Genomic DNA, 17957 nt, shown 5'->3' on the forward strand with positions numbered 1-17957 from the left:
GGGCCAGTCTAACGACGCACCGACCGTGCGGCGGGCAGCATCACCCCGACCATCACCTCGTCAGAGGCCGGGCTCCGATCCGGGCAGCGCCCAACGCAGGGGGTTCGCGTTCCAGGAGTTGCCCACGGAGAGCAGGACGCGTCCAGAGATGTAGCGGTCAGTGGACCATTCCAGCACCCTGCCGGCCGGGTCCCGGGAGACGCGCCGGTGCATCAGCAGCGCCGTGCCGCGGGAGACGCCCAGCATCGCCGCGTCGCGGGCCTTGGCGCCTTCGGCACCGAACATATGCTCCGCGTGGCTGAAGTGCACCCCGTGGTCCTCGGCCAGCACAGCCGTCACCGAGGGAGTGTCCTGGGGGATCCGCTCCACGATCTCACCGAGCCACTCGGGGTAGTGGGTCCGCTCGAGCATCACGATCTCGCCGTCCAGCGAGCGAAGCCGCGTGATCGCCAGAACCCGCTGGCCCGACCGGGCCTGCAGCAGCACCTCGTCCATCTCAGAGGCGATCAGCCACCGACTCTCCATGACCTGTCCTCCGGGCTCACGGCCTTGGCCGCGCGCCCACTGAGCGAAGCTGTGGAACTCGCCGAAGCTGGACGGCTGGCGAGGGATACGCACCACGGTCTTGGGTCTCCCCCGTGTGCCGTCGACGGTGCCCTCGGAGACCAGCTCCTTCAGGGCGACGCGCACAGTTCCGGGTGAGACCCCGAAGCGCTCGCTCAAGACACGTTCCGACGGCAGCGAGTCACCGATGCCGAGCACGCCGGTGCGGATCTCCTCCCGCAGCGCCTCCGCGATGCTGGTGAAGGCGAACCCTGCCATCTTCCACCCCTTCCCTGTGCTGGTCAGTGCCTGTGCTGGTCAGGGCCCTGCGCTGGTCAGTGCCCGTGCTGGTCAGTGTAGGCCCCGCAGGCCCTGGGCGGATTCGTCCGCCGTTGTTCATCCGGCGTGCACCATACCGCTTCCCGCACGCCACTTCCACTAGTGATCTTTGACTTGACTTCGCCGAGTTCACTAGTGAACATGGTGTCGTCGACGCCGACGATGTGCCCCGAGCCACAGGCCGGGCCCGGCGACCCCGTTCACTCGACACCTCCGACGAAGGGCATGGAACTTTTCTGATGCGCACCCGAGACCTCACTCTGCTCAGCACCCTCACCATCACGACGCTCGGCCTCGCGGCCTGCGGAGGGGACGGAGGTGAGTCCGAGTCTTCGGCGACGTGGCGAGACGCCAGCACCGTGGAAGACGGCGGCGGCATGGATCAGCTCATCGAGGACGCCCAGGCCGAAGGCACGTTCAACGCCATGGGCCTCTACGAGGACTGGGCCAACTACGGCGAGCTGCTGGAGGCCTTCTCCGAGAAGTACGACATCGAGATCGTCAACGACACCTCCACCGGCTCCAGCCAGGACCTCATCAATGCGGTCGTCAACCGCCAGGGACAGGACAATTCGCTGGACTACCTGGACACCGGGATGAGCTTCGCCCAGCAGGCCGCTGCGGACGAACTGCTGGCCGGCTACACCCCGCAGACCATCGACGACATCGACGAAGACCTGCGCTCCGGCGACGGCACCTGGATCAACCACCTGGGCGGAACCATCGCGATCGGCTGCGACACCTCCCGCGTGCCCGACTGCCCGGAGGACTTCTCCGACCTGCTCGACCCCAAATACGCCGGCCAGGTCGCCCTGCCCTCCGACCCCACCGCCTCCGAAGGGGCGTTCATGATCGTCCATGCCGCGGCGGCAGCCAACGGCGGCTCCTTCGACGACATCGAGCCCGGGATCGAGTTCTTCGCCGAGCTCTCCGAGAAGGGCAACCTGGTGCCTGTCGAGGCCAACGCGGGCACCATCGAGACCGGCGAGACGCCGATCGTGCTCAACTGGGACTACCTGCTGCAGCCGATCGCCGACGACCTCGCCGAGGAGGCCGACATCGATCTGGAGATCCATCTCCCCTCGGACGGTCAGGTGGCCTCCTTCTACGCCGCCTCCCTCAACGACGACGCCCCGCATCCTGCCGTGGCGCGACTGTTCTTCGAGTTCCTGTTCTCCGACGACGGTCAGAACATCCTCCTGGAGGGCTATGTCACCCCGGTCCGTCTGGACGCCATGATCGAGGCCGGCACCGTGGACCAGGACGCTCTGGACGCTCTGCCCGGCGAGGGCGCCGTGGACGCCCCGCAGCCCACGCTGGAGCAGCGTGAGGCCAATCAGGCGATCGTCGACGAGCACTGGGCAGGTGCCCTCCGGTGACGGCCGGGCTCACACCACAGCGCTCCCCCGGGCCGCCGGCGTCGCCGCGGGCGGGCCGTCGGCGGGGCCGGGAGACGCTGGGGGCCCTGCGTCATCCGGCCACGCTCGCGCTCCTGCCCCTCGGCGTCCTGCTGCTGCTCTTCTTCATCCTGCCGATCGTCGGCATGGCCGTCATCGCCGTCACCGTCACCGCCGAGGACGGCAGCATCGGCGTCGGCGCAGACCACTTCCTGGCGCTGACCTCCGGGTCGCACTCCCAAGCGATCCTCAACTCGCTGCAGGTCTCCGCTGTGGGCTCACTGATCGCGGCGGTGATCGGGACTGTGACGGCCTTCTGCATCAGTCTCATCCGCTCCGCGGCACTGGACTCGATCGTGGCGGTGTTCTCCTCGGTGCTGGCCAACGACGGCGGCGCGCCCCTGGCGTTCGCATTCATCGTCACGCTGGGCAACGCCGGCCTCGTCTTCAGCGCGCTGAACCTGGACGCCACGGGCTTCTCGCTGTACTCCTGGCAGGGACTGGTGGTGATGTACCAGTACTTCCTCATCCCGACCATGGTCATGGTCACGTTGCCCACCTTCATGGGACTGCGCCGCGAGTGGCGGGAGGCCGACGCCGCCCTGGGCGGATCCTCCCGGAACTTCTGGCTCCGTGTGGGCCTACCCATCGCCGCACCGGCGCTGCTGGGCGGCTGGGTCCTGTGCTTCGGAGCGGCCTTCGCCACGCACGCGTCTGCGGCCGTGCTGATCGGTGCCGGCGGGTTCCCGCTGATCCCGTTGAACATCTCCTCCTTGCTGGGGCAGAGCCCCTCCAGCCAGCCCGTGGCCATGGCGCTGGGCATCACGATGGTGGTGATCGCCGTCGTCGTGCTGTTCCTGTTCAACCGGCTGCAGAGGAGGAGCGCACGATGGGTGCAGTGACCACCACGACCTCAGCCGCCCCAAGCGCCCCAGAGACCACAGGGACCGCTCGGACCTCAGGGCGCTCCCCTCGCGATCGGGCGCTGCGCGCCTCACGGTGGGTGCCGGTCGTCGCCGTTGCGCTCTACGTGACGGTCCCGGTGCTGTGCTCTGTGGCCTACGCGGTCCTCCCAGGCGGCAGCTTCTCCCTGGCCGCCTACTCCGTGATCGGCGATGACGCGTCCCTGGCTGCGGCGGCTGGACGCACTCTGGCGATCACTGGTGCGACCATCGTGACGTTGGTGGTCACGCTGGTGCCGGCCGTGGTGGCCGTCCACCTGTGGGCACCGCGGCTGCGCCCGCTGCTGGAGATCCTCTGCACCTTGCCGCTGGTGGTCCCCCCGATCGCCATCGCCGCCGGAGTCGTCGCGCTGCTCAGGGCCGGAGCCCAGCAGGGACGCGGCTCGCTGGGGAACCAGATCAGCCAGTTCCTGCAGAGTCCCGACCTGCCGCTGATCCTGGTGGGGACCTACGTGGTGCTGTGCCTGCCGTTCACGTTCCGCTCCATCGACGCCGGGCTGCGGACCATCCCGCTGAAGGCCATGGTGGAGGGCTCCACGATCCTGGGCTCGAGCATCTGGGGCACGATCTTCCGCGTCGTGATCCCCAACATCCGCGGGTCGATGCTCTTCTCCGTGTTCTTCGCCACCGCCCTGTGCTTCGGCGAGTTCTCCCTGGCGGCGACACTGAGCCAGCAGACCATCCCGGTGTGGCTCTACGACGTCTCCTCCCACGACTTCCGCGCGTCCATCGCCATCGCCGTACTGCTGAACCTGACCACCTGGGCGCTGCTGTTCGTCGCCACGCTCTCCGCCGACCGGTTCTCACCGGCCGCCCGGGCGGCACGGGCCGAGAAGCAGCTCCAGAAGACCACGACGAAAGCCCTCGCCTCATGAATGCCTCCGCGACATCCGCCGAGACCACCACATCGCGCGCCTCACAGGACGCCGGAGCCACCTCCGAGGTGACACCCTCCGGTACGACGACACCCGGCGTGACGACACCCGGTGTGACGACACCCGGTGTGACGGAGCCAGGCGACTCTCCGGCCTCCAACGAGGTGACCCTCACCGGAGTGTCGAAGTCCTTCGGTCCCACACCCGTGCTGCGCGAGCTGGATCTGCGCATCTCCGCCGGTGAGCTCGTGACCGTGCTGGGACCGTCCGGATGCGGCAAGACGACCGCGCTGCGCATCCTCGCCGGCTTCGAAAGGCCGACCTCCGGACGGGTCCTCGTCGGGGGCCGGGACCTGACCGGAGTTCCCCCGAACCGGCGCGGCATCGGCATGGTGTTCCAGGCGTACAGCCTGTTCCCCAACATGACCGTGCAGGACAACGTGGAGTACGGCCTGCGGGTGCGCAAGGTCCGCCGGGAGAGACGTCGGGCGACGGCGGCGGAGATGCTCGAGCTGTGCGGCCTGGGCGAGTTCGCCCTCCGGTATCCGCATCAGCTCTCCGGCGGTCAGCAGCAGCGGGTGGCACTGGCTCGCGCGCTGGCCACCCAGCCGGAGGTGCTGCTGCTCGACGAGCCGCTCTCAGCCCTGGATGCGATCGTGCGTACCCAGATCCGGGAGGAGATCCGGCGACTGCAGCAGCAGCTGGGCATCACCACCATGTTCGTCACCCACGATCAGGAGGAGGCGCTGGCCATCGCCGACCGGGTCGCAGTGCTCAACGCCGGGGTCATCGAGCAGATCGACACGCCCCAGACCGTCTATCGGCGACCGGCCGGAGCGTTTGTGGCCCGATTCGTCGGCACCGTCTCCGAGCTCGGGGCGGAGCCGTCGTTCACCCACGGCGCCCTGCCCGCGCAGGCCCCCGGCCCCGGGCTGGACACCGTGTTCGTCCGCCCGGAGGATCTCACGCTGCTGCCGGAGGAGGAAGGGCGCTGCACCGTGGTCTCCCAGATCTACACCGGAGAGCGCACGGTCGTGCGGGCCGAGACGCCGGACGGAGTCACGGTGACCAGCTCCGTCTCAGCCGCAGAGGCCGCCGGTCTTGTGCCGGGGACTCGCGTCAGTCCGCACCTGCTGTCCGCACCGGCGCTGCGGCTTCCCGCCGGCGCCGGTCAGGCGGCAGCATGACCGGGGGCCGACTGCGGCCGAGGCTGCGCCTCGGCCGCCCACCCCAGACTGAGGTCACCGCCGAGGCCGTCGTCTTCGACTGTGACGGGCTGCTGGTGGACTCTGAGTCCGTGTGGATGGATCTGATCTCCTCCTGGCTGCCTGATCGGGACGGGTCCCCTGAGTCGAAGCTGGAGAGCTTCCGTGGAGTCGGCGTGGACGACGCCGCGGCCCGGCTGGCGGACCTGCGGCACGACGGCGCACGCCCCGAGGACATCCAGGAGCAGCTGGTGGCTCGATACTCCGCCCTGCTGGCGGCCGGAGTCTCCCCCATGCCCGGTGCGCTCGACCTGGTGCGGACGCTCGCCGGGTACGTCCCGCTCGCAGTGGCCAGCAACGGGCTGCGCGCCGATGTCACCGCGATGCTCGCCGACATCGGAATCCTCGATCAGGTCCAGGTGATCCGCACCCTGGACGACGTCACCTCCGGAAAGCCTGCCCCGGACCTGTACCTGGAGGCCGCCTCCGCGCTCGGTGTGGATCCCTCCCGGACCATCGCCTTCGAGGACTCCCCCGCCGGTGCACGGGCAGCCCGCGCGGCCGGGATGACGGTGCTGGGCGTCAATGCCGACCCGGAGGTCACACTGGACTGCGACCTCCGCTTCACCGCGCTGACCGAGCTCACCGTGCGCGTGGATGTCTCCGGGGAGAAGGATGGAGCCTGCGGCCCGGTGACCACCACGTGACCCCCACACGATGACGAAGCCCATCCGTGACCAGGACGATGAGACGACGAGGGAGATCCCTATGACCGAGACGACAGAGCCGGCGTCCGCCCCCGCCCCGCTGACTGCAGAGACCGACCGGCCAACTCTGCGGCTGATCAGCTGGAACCTGTGGTTCGGGGGCGAGAAGGTCCACGACGGCCGACACAAGCAGGTGGACGTGCTCCGCAGCCAGGAGGTGGACCTGCTGTTCCTGCAGGAATGCTGGGGCGACGCCGGAGGACGTCTGGGCCGCACCCTCGGGATGACCGTGGCCCAGCAGTCGTGGGACAACGCGGTCCTGACCACGGGCGCCGCACAGCTGGTGGCCACCGACACCGCCCCGTACGCCACCGCTGCGATCGTCCGGACCCGGCTGGGTGAGGTGCTCGCCTGGTCGGTGCATCTGGCCCCGCAGGACTACGGCCCCTACCGGTCTGCCGAGCTGCCCGAGGGGCAGGACGCGGTCTTCGCCCAGGACGGCGAGGTGGCTCGTGACCAGCAGGCCCAGCGGATCCTCGCCGAGACAGACCGTCTCCTGGCCGAGCACGGCGAGATGCCGGTGATCATCGCGGGAGACTTCAACGTGCCGTCGCCGGTGGACTGGGACGGCGACGAGCGGCCCGACGTCGACTGGCCGGCGACCCGACGTCTCATCGAGTCCGGCTACACGGATGCCTTCCGCGCCGTCCACCCGGATCCTCGACTCGCACCGGGCCGGTCCTGGACACAGATCCACACCTTGGCCGACGAGCCCCGGGATCGGATCGACTTCATCTACGTGCGGGGCCTGTCCGTCCTCGCCGCCGACCACCTCGGAGGGGCGGCCGACGGCGAGGATGCCCCTGACGATCAGGGTTTCGTGGAGTACGGCGGGGTGTGCCGACACATCCCGGACCACGAGGACAACGAGTTCCCCTCCGACCACCTGGCGGTACGCGCCGTGGTGGCCTGACCGGGACGGGCGTCCGGGCCGCTTCGCCTCAGCGGATCCGGCCTGGGATCAACGCGGCACCTCAGTGGGGAGGTTGCGCCGTGACCTGTCCTTCGACAGCAGCACCCCGACCATGGACAGCAAGGCCACGGCGATCAGGAACAGTGCCGGGGAGTAGGGGCTACCGGTGGTCTGGATCAGCCATGTGCCGGTGTAGGGGGCGACACCGCCGAAGAGCGCAGCCCCCAGGTTGAACGGCAGGGCGAAGCCGACGTAACGGGATCTCGTGGACAGCGACTCGGCGAAGAAGGACGGGAAGACGGCGTCGTTCAAGGTGAAGATCGCCAGCGCCGCAACCAGAGCCAGAACGGCCAGCGGCATGCTGCCCAGGGAGAAGATGAACATCATCGGGTAGGCGAACAGCATCAGGCCGACGCAGGCCGCCAGCAACGCCCTCTTGCGGCCGATACGATCCGAGAATCGCGCTGCGAAGGGGATCATCAGCGTGAAGACGACCAGCGAGATGGTGACGACCATGCTGGAGTCGGACTGGCTCATGCCAGCTTCCTCGATCAGGAAGGTCGGGGTGTAGGCCAGCAGCAGGTAGTAGGCGCCGGCGTTCAGCGCCATCACGAGCAGCAGCCGGGTCATACCGGGGGCGTTGGCCCAGAAGCTGCTCCTGGCGCTGGCGCGGTCCTGGCGCGTCTGCGCCTGCTTCTGCGCCTCTTTCTCCGCCTTCGCCTGCTTCGTCACCTGGGCCTCCCGCTCCTCACGGGCGTCCATGACCTCACGGAAGTAGGGCGTCTCCTCCAATCGGTACCGGAGGTACAGGGTGATCATGCCCAGCGGACCCGCAATAAGGAACGGCACGCGCCAGCCCCAGGACTCCATCGCGTCTGACGACAGCGACGAGTACAGGACTGTCGCTGTGAATGAGGCGAGCAGGAAGCCCGCCGACGCGGCCATGGGCACCGCACTGGTCATGAACCCGCGGGACCTGTTGGGGGCGAACTCTGCGATGTAGGTGCCCGCCCCGGCGTATTCACCGGCTGCAGAGAAGCTCTGCACCATGCGGAAGAAGAGCAGCAGCACGGGAGCCGCGACACCGATGACGGCGTAGGGAGGAATCAGCCCGATCGCCACGGTGGCGCCGGACATCACCAGGATGGTCGTCGCCAGGATCCTCTTCCGGCCGAGCCGGTCCCCCAGCATCCCCCAGAAGAGGGCACCGACAGGGCGGACCACGAAGGACACCGCGAAGATTGCGAACGTGCTGAGAAGGGCGACCGCAGGATCACCCTGGGCGAAGAACACCACCGCCAAGGTCGTCGCCACATAGCTGTAGGACGCGTAGTCGAAGTACTCGACGAGGGTGCCCAGGCCGCCGGCCAGTACCACTTTTCGCACCGTCCTCCTGTCTGCCGGCGCGCCGCTCGCTGCTGTCGTGGATTGCATCAGGTCCTCCTCACGGCGGCCCACCGACCCCCGAACGTCCCATGTGATGTATCCCACTGTGAGCTGGACCGGCCGGAAGATCCATGTCCCTGGAGGAGAACGGAGTATATCCTGTTCGACATCACGGACAATCGTGCAACCGGTGTCGGCAGACATCAGCTCGTCCCGCCCTCGTCCATCCCGCGGGCCTTCAAAGCCAGCCACAGCTCCGTCTGAGCATCTGTGGTGTCCAGCGATGAACCCGTCAGCTGCATCACGCGATGGATCCTGTTGCGCACCGTGTGCCGGTGGACCCCCAGTCGTGCGGCGCACGCTTCGAGCGACCTTCCCTCCCGCAGCCAGACATGCAACGTCTCCAGGAGCACCTCCCCCTGAGCCGAGGACTCGATGGGGGCCAGGACCCCGGCAGAGAAGGCCGCCAGATACTCCGGATCAGCCACCTCCATCAGGAACCGGTGGGACGCGCCGTCGACGTAGCTGATCAGCCCGCCGGTCCGGCGACTGGTTTCCATGGCCGCCGCCGCCTGGCGCATGGTGACCGCCGCACGTCCAGGCTCGGCGGCTGTGCCCACTCCGACGGGTCCGTCGAACCCGTAGCCGCGCAGCAGCCGGACGGGGTCCGTCGCGGCCAGACACTCGACGGTCTTCCCCCGGTGACGGAGCAGCGGCGTCGCCAGCACCACTGCGAGATCATCCAGGACCACCTCGGCCTGGGTCTCCGTCGCGGCACCGACCACCACGCCCCAGAGACTCGGGGTGCCGAGACCCAAGCTGCGCAGGAAGCTCCGCGCCCCCGATTCCGTCGTCATCCCTAGCAGACGGCAGACGTTCTGCGCTCTCTGCCGACGCTCCCCCTCGCCGAGGAACCACCGGCGCTCGAACTCCAGCGCGAGAAGTGATGTCAGGGTAGGCAGAGCCAGCTGGGCGACTTGGGTGTGGTGGGCCTCGGTCACCAGGAAACCGCGGATCGTCAGCTCGCCCGCCAGCGGCACGACGCCGTAGCTCTCCCCTTCGAGCCGCACCGTCTCGGTCAGGCCCAGGGGCGGGTGCCGGTCCCGCGCCAGTGACGCCAAGACAGCAGGGTCTCCCGAGACCTGGGGAGTGGTGGCGATGACACGCCCTGTGCGGTCACTGACCACCCCGGTCTCCCCTGTGGAGTCCGCCCACTCGCGGAGCAGCGCATCGACACCGCCTCCCCGGGTGATGATCGCCGTCAGACGCACCTGCAGCGCATAGGACTCCTGGTAGTCGGTGCGCTCTGACTCCAATGCCCGCGCATTGATGGCTCGCATGATGTCCGTGAGCGCCGCCCGATGCCGCGCCACCAGCAGCGGCAGCTCATGCGCCTGGACGATGCTGATGAGGCCGGCAGGCACCTCCTGCAACGGCAGGCTGGGGCCCACCACCAGCAGCAGACCCACGGCCCGCGAAGTGGACACTCCCTGCACGTAGGACGTCCATGCGCCCTCGTCCGTGCCGAGCGCCGCTCCCGTGGTCACCACCAGCTCGCCACCCTCGATCCACCGGGTGGGGTCAGGAATATCGATCGCGCAGGCCAGCCCGACTCTCGCTGAACCATCGGATCCGGCATACAGGATGGATGCTCCGACCTCCGGCAGCTCAGCGAGTTCGGCGATCGTCAGGCCATGGTCACTGGTCATGCCGGTCATGCTAGCGGCGTTCCAGACGGCCTGCGAGGGCCGTCATGCCAGCGGCTGGACTCCCTGACGTATATTCACGTGGATAGCCCTGTACACCACGGCGATGGCTGCGCCGAGGGTGCTCCCGTAGCGTGCGATTGTCAGCATGAAGATCCGAGCATTCGGAAAGGACGATCGATGATTGGCCAGAACGAGTACTACGACGGCCAGGTGCGCAGCCTGGAGTTCGCCAACCAGCAGGGCAAGTTCACCGTGGGCGTCATGGAGCCCGGCGAATGGACCTTCGAAGCCCCGACCCGCGAGTGGATGATCCTGGTCCGCGGAACCTGGGACGTCCGCCTTCCCGGGCGCGACGACTGGGTGACATACACCGAAGGTGAGTCCTTCCAGATCGAAGGCGACGAGTCCTTCACCGTGCGCATCGCGGACACCGTCGCCTACGTCTGCCCCTACACCTGATCGGCACTCTGTGACCGCGCGTCGTTCGGTCGCGGTGGGCGGGCGACACTGAGCTCCCCGCCCCACAAGAGGCACCTCCGACGTTCCTTCGGAACGTCGGAGGTGCCTCTTGGGTCGTGCAGGAGGGAACAGCCAGTGACCCCGAGAAACCGGCTCTGCGGGCTCAGTCGACGACCTCGAACTCCACAGTGTCCGTGAACTCTTCGCCGTGGACGTCGGTGGCAGTCACCTCAGCAGAGTGGGTGCCCGGCGCCAGGTCCTCCGGCAGGTCCAGGCGCCACAGGTGCATGCTCCGGTCCGCGATGCTGCCGCCGTGGACCAGCTGCTGCTGCACCGCCGTCGGGTCGGAGTGCTCGGCACCGACCAGCTGTCCCTCGCCCTGCAGCTGCTGAGTGCGCTCGGCCTCCACCGGCTCGCCCCCGTCGAGGGAGACCTCCACGGTGGATCCTGTGCCGCCCATCCAGAAGTTGGCGGTCAGCCATGCCTCTCCCAGATCCTCCTGCGGGACCTCCAACGGAGACTCGAACTCAGGGGCCTCTCCCGCGTCGTCCTCGTGAGCGGTGAACCAGTCACGGTAGGCCGGGGTATTCAGGCCCAGGCTCATCTGGGTGGAGCCGTCGTCTCCGCGGGCGGTGAACCGCTCGGTGATGTGCTCGCCGCGGGCCTCGAGGGTGATCACCCCGGGCACTCCGCCGTCGCGCTGGATCGCCGTCGGATAGCCTTCGTCGAGCATCTCTCCGGAGAACCAGTCTCCGGAGATGGCCCCGGCGGTCAGGTGGGTGAACGGCAGCTCCTCGACGCCGAAGGTCTCCTCCCACCCGGTGAGGCTGTCCCCGGCGTGCAGGTTCTCGATGCTGTGGGTGTGCCCACCGACGGTGATGACTTCTCGGCCCTCCAGGATCTCGTAGATCTCGGCGACCTCGTCGACCTGGTGGACGTCGCTGCCCTGGTCAGCGAAGTTCAGCAGCGGGATGTGCGTGGCGAGAACGATCGCCCGGTCCTCGGGGACCTCGGCGATGTCCCGGCGCAGCCACTCGAGCTGCCGCTCGCCGAGGGCCCCGTTGTACCCGTCGCCGACCGGGTACTCGATGGAGTTCAGCGCGACGACGTGGAGCTTGCCGACGTCGTAGGAGTAGTACTGCGGCCCCAGCTGGGCGCGGAAGGTGTCCACCGAGTGCTCGCGGGACTCGGCGTCGAAGTCCAGGTCATGATTGCCCGGGAGGAACCGGGCCGGCCCGTTGAGCATTCCGGAGAGCTCCCGGATGCTGTCGTAGAGCGCCAGGTCGTCACCGACGACGTCGCCGATGAACAGGGCGCCGCATGAGCTGTAGTCCTCCCGGGCGGCGAGGTCGGAGAACGCGCCGGCGCGTGCGTACTCGACCTCGTCCTCGTCATAGGTCTGCACGTCCCCGCCGATGACGCAGCTCTGATGTGGGTGCTTGGCGTCCTTGTCCCTCTCCAGCGGGAAGTTCAGGGCCTCCGGAGCCGGGCCTGTGGGCTCGAGGCCGCCGTACTCGAGCTCGGGCGATCCCTGGGGCATGTGGGTGTAGGCGAACTGCGCGACGTTGTCCTCGTCCACCGGCACCTGATACCCGCGCGGCTGGGTGACGAAGACGTCCATGCCGTCCTCCAGCGGCAGCTCGTAGCGCCCGTGGGAGTCCGTGGTGACGACGTCGCGCCCGTTCGAGACCTGGACGCCGGCCACGCCCTTCTCTCCGTCGTCGTGGGTGGAGCTGCGGTCGGCGTCCTCGAAGACCACGCCGGAGACCATATCCGCGGCCTCGTCATCTCCCGGAATCACCTCGACCTCACCCCGGTAGGCATCGTCGTTCCACCCGGAACCGGCCTGTGTGGTGCCAGGCGATGTGCTGTCTGACTGCGTCGTGCTGTCACCCTGTGCGACGGCGGCCGGGCCGGCGAGCAGGGCAGCCGCAGCCAGCACCGCACCCGTCGCGGCGGGTCGTGCGACTCGGACGCGTAAGAGATCCACGATCGTCGTTCCTTTCGTCACTGCTGGTCAGAGTCGCCCCGGGCTGATAGCCCCTGGGGCCTCGACAACTCTGACGTGCGCACGTGAACGACAGGCCAATCCCTGGCCAGACTGATGTGACCAGCGGTGAAGAATGCGTGACCAGGAGCTGAGCACCACCTGGACATGACACGGTGGAGGACCTCACTCCACGAGCTCGCCGGCCTCCAGCCAGGTCTCCTCCAGCTCGGCGAGCTGGGCGTCGACGTCGTCCAGCTCGGCCTGCAGGGCACGCAGCCGGTCCAGGTCCACGGCCTCGGAGGCGGCGGCCATCTCGTCATGCAGCTGCTGCTGGCGCTCCCCCAGCTTCTCCATCTGCTTCTCGATCCGCGCCATCTGCTTCTTGGCCTGCCGCTTCTGGGCCTCGGAGGCGCCCGAGCCGGACGCCTGTGCCCCCGCGGGCGCCGACGAGCTCGCCGCAGCGGCGGACACCCCAGTGCTCGATGCTGCGGTGTTCGTCGTCGCACCGGGCACCGCCGCCGCCTGGGCGGTGGACTGCCCGCGGTAGGTCCGGGTGGCCGCCCCCGGCACCGGTTCCTGTCCGGTCCGGATGCGCAGGTACTGTTCCACCCCGCCGGGCAGAGCCCGCAGGGCACCGTCGCCCAGCAGGGCGACCTGATGGTCGGTCACCCGCTCCAGCAGGTAGCGGTCGTGGCTGACCACCACCAGGGTGCCGGGCCAGCCGTCGAGCAGATCTTCCATGGCGGCGAGAGTGTCGGTGTCGAGGTCGTTGGTGGGCTCGTCGAGCATGAGCACGTTCGGTTCGCCGGTGAGCAGCTTCAGCAGCTGCAGACGCCGCCGCTCGCCGCCGGAGAGGTCCCCGACCGGGGTCCATTGGCGGCTCCGACTGAACCCGAGGGTCTCCAGCAGCTGGCCTCCGGAGAGCTCCTTGCCGCCGACCTCGAAAACCTGCTTCTCCTCGGTCATCACCTCGTGGACCCGCATGTGCGCGCGGTCGCGCAGCTCTTCGACCTCTTGGGAGAGGATTGCGGTGCGCACGGTCTTCCCGCGTTTCACGCGGCCCTCGTCCGGGCGGATCCGATCGTCCAGCAGCTTCAGCAGGGTGGACTTGCCCGCGCCGTTGACGCCGACGACGCCGACCCGCTCCCCCGGGCCCAGCCGGAAGGTGACGTCGTCGAAGAGGACCTTGCGCCCGCCCTCGGCGTCCACGGTCAGCCCCACGTGCTCGAGGTCGAGGACGTCCTTGCCCAGCCGGGCGGTGGCCATCTTCTTCAGGCTCACCGTGTCCCGCGGCTCGGGAACGTCGTTGATCAGGGCGTTGGCGGCGTCGATGCGGAACTTCGGCTTCGACGTCCGGGCCGGGGCGCCGCGGCGCAGCCACGCCAGCTCCTTCTTCACCAGCTGCTGACGCTTCTGCTCCTCGACGGCGGCGGCCCGGTCCCGCTCGGCGCGGGCCAGCGTGTAGGCCGCATAGCCGCCGTCGAAGGACTCCACCGTGGCGTCATGGACCTCCCAGGTCAGCGTGCAGACCTCATCGAGGAACCAGCGATCGTGGGTGACCACCAGGAAGGCACCCTCGTCGGCCTTCCATCGGGTCTTCAGGTGCTGCGCCAACCAGGCGACGCCCTCGACGTCGAGATGGTTGGTGGGCTCGTCGAGCATGAGCACATCGTGGTCACTCATCAGCAGCTTCGCCAGTGCCACTCGGCGCCGCTGCCCGCCGGAGAGCGCGCCGACAGGCTGCTCCCAGTCGAGACCTCCCAGGAGTCCGGAGGCGATGTCCCGCATCTTCGGGTCGGAGGCCCACTGGTGGTCGGCCACGTCCCCCACCACCGCCTGGCGGATGCTGGCCTCCCCGTCGAGGACGTCGGACTGGTCCAGGAAGCCCACGGAGACCCCACCGCGCCAGGTGACCCGGCCGGAGTCGGCCTCAGACTGGCGGGCGAGCAGGCGCATCAGGGTGGACTTCCCGTCCCCGTTGCGGCCCACGATGCCGATCCTGTCCCCGGCGTCGATGCCGAGGGTGATGTCGTCGAGGACGGTGCGAGTGCCGAACGTGATGCTGAGCCCTTCGGCTCCGAGGAGATGCGCCATGCGTTAACACTTACCCCACTGGCCCGGGCTGGACCCAAACGGCAGGAAACGACCGCCTCACCCCCGGCGGCTGCGGTAGGCCGCCGCCGCCAGCCGGTTGCCGCAGGTCACCGAGCAGAATCGGCGGGAGCGGTTCCGCGAGAGGTCCACCAGCACCTGCGCACAGTCCTGCGCCGCGCAGACGCGCAGGCGGTCCAGCTCTTCGGCACGGATCACGTCCACCAGCGCCATGGCGGCCTCCACCGCCATGCGCCTCCACAGCGGCGCCTCGGAGGCGGTGGCGTGCAGGTGCCAACCGAAGTCGTCATGGATGACCAGCTGCGGCAGCGCCTGCGCCTCCGCCAGCCAGGTGTTCACCTGCTCCACCGCCTGCTCGGTGTCCATCGACCAGACCGCATGCAGATCCTCCCGGAACCGGCGGACGCCCTGCAGCTCGTCGGCGTCGTGAGTACGGCTGCCGGTCCACCGCCACTGCTCCACAAACTCATCAAGGGCAGCGACGTTGGGCAGGCCCTCCCGCGGGGCGGCCCCGGCGCGCACCACCTCCGGTGCGGTGTTCACCAGGGCGGCGGCGTTGGCCAGCGCGACATCTACATCATGGGTGAAAGTCATCTTTGTACGTGATCTCCGTGCGGTCTACCATCACTGACGTCCCTACTTCACACTCATGATAGGAGGATTCGTGGCCAACCAGGTCTCCTCACGCCGGCTCGCCGTCGGCCTGCTCATCGCCCTGTTCTCGGCCGTCGCCTTCGGGTCCTCCGGCGGTGTGGCCAAAGGGCTGCTGGACTCCGGCTGGTCCCCCGCCGCGGCGGTGACACTGCGGATCCTCATCGGCGCCCTGGTGCTGCTCCCGCTGGCGGCCGTGGAGATGCGCGGGCACTGGGAGCTGCTTCGCCGCCGTCGCACGTGGGTCCATGTGGCACTCTTCGGAGCCCTGGCGGTCGCCGGCTGTCAGCTGTTCTTCTTCCTGGCCGTCACCCACCTCACCGTCGGCGTCGCGCTCATGCTGGAGTACCTGGGCCCGATCCTGGTGGTGCTGTGGCTCTGGGCGGTCCGCAGCCAGACGCCACGGGCTCTGACCCTGGCCGGCATCGGCCTGGCTCTGACCGGCCTGCTGCTGGTGCTGGACGTCTTCAGCGACGCGCAGATCAGCATGATCGGGGTGCTGTGGGGGCTGCTGGCCGCTGTGGGTCTGGCGGTGTTCTTCCTGGTCGGCGCCGACGAGTCTACGGGCCTGCCGCCCCTGGCGTTCACCTCGCTGGCGATGCTGCTGGGCGCCGCCGCCCTGGCGCTGGCCGGAGCCCTGGGTGCGGTGCCCTTCGAGATGGCCGCTGACGACGTCCCGCTGGCCGGGGCCGTGGTGCCGTGGTGGGTGCCGGTGCTGTGGCTCGGCATCATCGCCGCCGGCGTCGCCTATGCGACCGGGGTCATCGCAGCCCGGCGCCTGCAGGCCAAGCTCGCCTCCTTCGTCGGACTCACGGAGGTGCTCTTCGCTGTGGCGTGGGCCTGGCTGCTGCTCGGCGAACTGCCGGCGATCATTCAGCTCCTCGGCGGGCTGCTCATCCTCGCCGGCGTGGTGTGCATCCGGCTGGACGAACCCTCCCGTCCCCGGGTCCAGCCCGACCTGACCACCCCGGCGGCGGCGCGCACCTGAGCCTTACGACGCCGAGGCCAGCCGGTTGGCTCGCATGGCCACCAGGTGAAGCAGCCCTCCGACGGCGGCACCGAGGATCCAGGCGAAGCCGCTGTAGTCGTCCAGCTGCGGCGTCCACACCAGGATGATCGAGAGCACCGAGGCCACGGAGAAGGCGAAGATGGCCCGGACGTTCCACCCCTTCTGGTACCAGTACAGCCCCTCGGGATCCGAGGAGTACAGCTGCTGGACGTCCATCCTCTGGTGCTTGACCAGGTAGTAGTCGGCCACGATGATCCCGTACAGCGGCGCCAGCAGGGCTCCGAGGGTGTCCACGAACATCGGCAGGCCGAACTCGGAGATCACCGAGACCCACAGGGCCCCGATGAGGAAGCCCGCCGCCGCCGTGATCCACCCCGCCCGGGTGAAGTTGATGTGCCGCGGTGCCAGGTTCGACAGCGAGTAGGCCGGCGGGATGAAGTTCGCCACCACATTGATCCCCAGGGTGGCGACCAGGAAGGTCACCGCGGCCAGGACCGTCAGCGGAGTGTTGTCCACGGCGGCGACGATGTCGGTGGGGTTCGTCATCGGAGTCCCCTGACCCTCCTGGTAGAGGACATACGCTCCGGCGGTGATGAACACCGACAGGAACGTGAACAGCGCCAAGCTGACCGGCAGCCCGAGGAAGTTGCCCATCCGCATGGCCCGGTGGCTGCGCACGTTGCGGGCGAAGTCCCCGTAGTTGATCACCACGGCCGCGAAATAGGCCACCATGGTTCCGGTGACTCCCACGAAGGCGCTGACCGCCGCCCATCCGGTGACCTCGTCCCGGGAGAAGACCCCGGCCACCGCGTGCGGCAGGTCCGCCCCCACCTGGATCCAGATCGCCACCAGAAGGGCGATCATCACCAGATAGACCCCCGGGCCGGCGATATTCAGGAATCGACCGATCCTCTCGATCCCGCCGATGAACAGCGCCACCTGCAGGGCGGAGGCCAGCACATAGGAGGCCCAGGAGACCCCGTCCATGCCCAGGAGCGTGGCACCGCCGGGCGAGCCCAACAGGGCGTTGAGCGCCAGCGCGATCGCTGTGGAGGCGAAGTACGTCTGCGCTCCGTACCAGAAGATGGCCACCACGGCTCGGACCAGCGCAGGGAACTGCGCACCCCGGACGCCCATCGAAGCCCGAGCCAGCACGGGGTACGGGAATCCGTACTTCACGCTCGGCTTGCCGCTGAGGTCCACCAGACCCTGGATGATGAATCCGGCCAGCAGGATCGCGGCGAAGACGTACCATCCGTTGATGCCGGCGGCGATGAACAGGCTGGCAGCCAGCGTATAGCCGGCCAACGACTGGATGTCATTGGACCAGACGTTGAAGATCTCGAATGCGCCCCACCGCCGCTGCGACTGCGACAGGGGCGCCAGGCTCTCATTGCACAGGTCCGGATCCGCCGCCGCGACGTCGAAGGCCTCGGCGCAGTCCACGCCGTCGCCCATGGTCGCCTCGCGCATCGGACCGGCGGTCTGATCCGCACCCCGTCCCCCGGCCGTCCCGCCTGCGCCCTCAGTTCTGCCCCTGGTCATCGCGCCTCCTCGCCGGCCTGCCTCGCTGCTCATGCCGTGTCCCGGCAGAGCCATGACGAGGCTCAGACTGTCACAGGACATGTTTCCGCAATGTG

15 protein-coding genes are annotated in these 17957 nt (G+C 68.7%); 8 read left to right on the forward strand and 7 right to left on the reverse strand.

Annotated elements, in window-relative coordinates:
• Window positions 1-60: 60 nt before the first annotated feature.
• Window positions 61-822 carry a GntR family transcriptional regulator gene (locus tag Q7C18_RS14370; protein ID WP_070159170.1) on the reverse strand — a complete coding sequence of 254 codons (762 nt, stop codon included), beginning with the start codon at window positions 820-822 and terminating at the stop codon, window positions 61-63.
• Between the two features lie 299 nt (window positions 823-1121).
• Between Q7C18_RS14370 and Q7C18_RS14375 the strand changes: the two genes are divergently transcribed.
• From Q7C18_RS14375 to Q7C18_RS14400, 6 genes are all read left to right on the forward strand, one after another.
• Complete coding sequence (locus Q7C18_RS14375) at window positions 1122-2261, forward strand: ABC transporter substrate-binding protein (protein WP_139827806.1); 1140 nt, start codon at window positions 1122-1124, stop codon at window positions 2259-2261.
• Window positions 2258-3181, forward strand: a complete 924-nt coding sequence (locus tag Q7C18_RS14380) for an ABC transporter permease subunit (protein WP_085437813.1) — start codon at window positions 2258-2260, stop codon at window positions 3179-3181. The genes Q7C18_RS14375 and Q7C18_RS14380 overlap by 4 nt, the downstream gene beginning before the upstream one ends.
• Window positions 3169-4116 carry an ABC transporter permease subunit gene (locus Q7C18_RS14385; protein ID WP_311025954.1) on the forward strand — a complete coding sequence of 316 codons (948 nt, stop codon included), beginning with the start codon at window positions 3169-3171 and terminating at the stop codon, window positions 4114-4116. Before Q7C18_RS14380 ends, Q7C18_RS14385 begins: the two co-directional genes overlap by 13 nt.
• 128 nt (window positions 4117-4244) lie before the next feature.
• The gene (locus tag Q7C18_RS14390; RefSeq protein WP_311025955.1) at window positions 4245-5303 is read left to right on the forward strand and encodes an ABC transporter ATP-binding protein; all 1059 of its coding nucleotides are present in this window, start codon (window positions 4245-4247) and stop codon (window positions 5301-5303) included.
• Window positions 5300-6028: an HAD family phosphatase gene (locus Q7C18_RS14395; protein ID WP_311025956.1), complete on the forward strand. Its 729-nt coding sequence runs from the start codon at window positions 5300-5302 to the stop codon at window positions 6026-6028. Before Q7C18_RS14390 ends, Q7C18_RS14395 begins: the two co-directional genes overlap by 4 nt.
• Before the next feature lie 61 nt (window positions 6029-6089).
• A complete protein-coding gene (locus tag Q7C18_RS14400) occupies window positions 6090-7001 on the forward strand; it encodes an endonuclease/exonuclease/phosphatase family protein (RefSeq protein WP_311025957.1) in 912 nt (303 codons plus the stop codon).
• A gap of 48 nt (window positions 7002-7049) precedes the next feature.
• On the opposite strand, the gene Q7C18_RS14405 is transcribed toward Q7C18_RS14400, so the two are convergent.
• Both Q7C18_RS14405 and Q7C18_RS14410 read right to left on the reverse strand, forming a co-directional pair.
• Window positions 7050-8387 carry an MFS transporter gene (locus Q7C18_RS14405; protein WP_311025958.1) on the reverse strand — a complete coding sequence of 446 codons (1338 nt, stop codon included), beginning with the start codon at window positions 8385-8387 and terminating at the stop codon, window positions 7050-7052.
• A 203-nt stretch (window positions 8388-8590) separates the two neighbouring features.
• Window positions 8591-10096, reverse strand: coding sequence for a PucR family transcriptional regulator (locus Q7C18_RS14410; RefSeq protein ID WP_311025959.1), 1506 nt, complete (start codon window positions 10094-10096; stop codon window positions 8591-8593).
• A gap of 177 nt (window positions 10097-10273) precedes the next feature.
• Here Q7C18_RS14410 and Q7C18_RS14415 point away from each other — a divergent pair, with 177 nt between their 5' ends.
• The gene (locus Q7C18_RS14415) at window positions 10274-10555 is read left to right on the forward strand and encodes a pyrimidine/purine nucleoside phosphorylase (protein ID WP_311025960.1); all 282 of its coding nucleotides are present in this window, start codon (window positions 10274-10276) and stop codon (window positions 10553-10555) included.
• A 163-nt stretch (window positions 10556-10718) separates the two neighbouring features.
• Here Q7C18_RS14415 and Q7C18_RS14420 read toward each other — a convergent pair whose 3' ends face one another.
• The 3 genes from Q7C18_RS14420 to Q7C18_RS14430 all read right to left on the reverse strand — a co-directional run bounded on the left by Q7C18_RS14420 (window position 10719) and on the right by Q7C18_RS14430 (window position 15251).
• Entirely contained in the window at window positions 10719-12545 is a 1827-nt protein-coding gene (locus Q7C18_RS14420; RefSeq protein ID WP_311025961.1) for a calcineurin-like phosphoesterase family protein, read from the reverse strand.
• 183 nt (window positions 12546-12728) lie between these two features.
• Window positions 12729-14639, reverse strand: coding sequence for an ABC-F family ATP-binding cassette domain-containing protein (locus Q7C18_RS14425; RefSeq protein WP_311025962.1), 1911 nt, complete (start codon window positions 14637-14639; stop codon window positions 12729-12731).
• Between the two features lie 57 nt (window positions 14640-14696).
• The gene (locus Q7C18_RS14430) at window positions 14697-15251 is read right to left on the reverse strand and encodes a CGNR zinc finger domain-containing protein (RefSeq protein ID WP_070161444.1); all 555 of its coding nucleotides are present in this window, start codon (window positions 15249-15251) and stop codon (window positions 14697-14699) included.
• A gap of 70 nt (window positions 15252-15321) precedes the next feature.
• Between Q7C18_RS14430 and Q7C18_RS14435 the strand changes: the two genes are divergently transcribed.
• Window positions 15322-16296: a DMT family transporter gene (locus Q7C18_RS14435; RefSeq protein ID WP_311025963.1), complete on the forward strand. Its 975-nt coding sequence runs from the start codon at window positions 15322-15324 to the stop codon at window positions 16294-16296.
• A gap of 3 nt (window positions 16297-16299) precedes the next feature.
• Here the strand turns inward: Q7C18_RS14435 and Q7C18_RS14440 are convergent, their stop codons facing one another.
• A complete protein-coding gene (locus Q7C18_RS14440) occupies window positions 16300-17862 on the reverse strand; it encodes an NCS1 family nucleobase:cation symporter-1 (protein WP_311025964.1) in 1563 nt (520 codons plus the stop codon).
• Window positions 17863-17957 lie beyond the last annotated feature (95 nt).

It is taken from the genome of Nesterenkonia sp. CL21 (assembly GCF_031705515.1).
Lineage (GTDB): Bacteria > Actinomycetota > Actinomycetes > Actinomycetales > Micrococcaceae > Nesterenkonia > Nesterenkonia aethiopica.

What these genes read in the sequence shown, in the direction of transcription:
- Q7C18_RS14370 (WP_070159170.1), bottom strand. Translation starts at nt 822, where the DNA reads ATGGCAGGGTTCGCCTTCACCAGCATCGCGGAGGCGCTGCGGGAGGAG.
- Q7C18_RS14375 (WP_139827806.1), top strand. Translation starts at nt 1,122, where the DNA reads ATGCGCACCCGAGACCTCACTCTGCTCAGCACCCTCACCATCACGACG.
- Q7C18_RS14385 (WP_311025954.1), top strand. Translation starts at nt 3,169, where the DNA reads ATGGGTGCAGTGACCACCACGACCTCAGCCGCCCCAAGCGCCCCAGAG.
- Q7C18_RS14395 (WP_311025956.1), top strand. Translation starts at nt 5,300, where the DNA reads ATGACCGGGGGCCGACTGCGGCCGAGGCTGCGCCTCGGCCGCCCACCC.
- Q7C18_RS14400 (WP_311025957.1), top strand. Translation starts at nt 6,090, where the DNA reads ATGACCGAGACGACAGAGCCGGCGTCCGCCCCCGCCCCGCTGACTGCA.
- Q7C18_RS14410 (WP_311025959.1), bottom strand. Translation starts at nt 10,096, where the DNA reads ATGACCAGTGACCATGGCCTGACGATCGCCGAACTCGCTGAGCTGCCG.
- Q7C18_RS14415 (WP_311025960.1), top strand. Translation starts at nt 10,274, where the DNA reads ATGATTGGCCAGAACGAGTACTACGACGGCCAGGTGCGCAGCCTGGAG.
- Q7C18_RS14425 (WP_311025962.1), bottom strand. Translation starts at nt 14,639, where the DNA reads ATGGCGCATCTCCTCGGAGCCGAAGGGCTCAGCATCACGTTCGGCACT.
- Q7C18_RS14430 (WP_070161444.1), bottom strand. Translation starts at nt 15,251, where the DNA reads ATGACTTTCACCCATGATGTAGATGTCGCGCTGGCCAACGCCGCCGCC.
- Q7C18_RS14440 (WP_311025964.1), bottom strand. Translation starts at nt 17,862, where the DNA reads ATGACCAGGGGCAGAACTGAGGGCGCAGGCGGGACGGCCGGGGGACGG.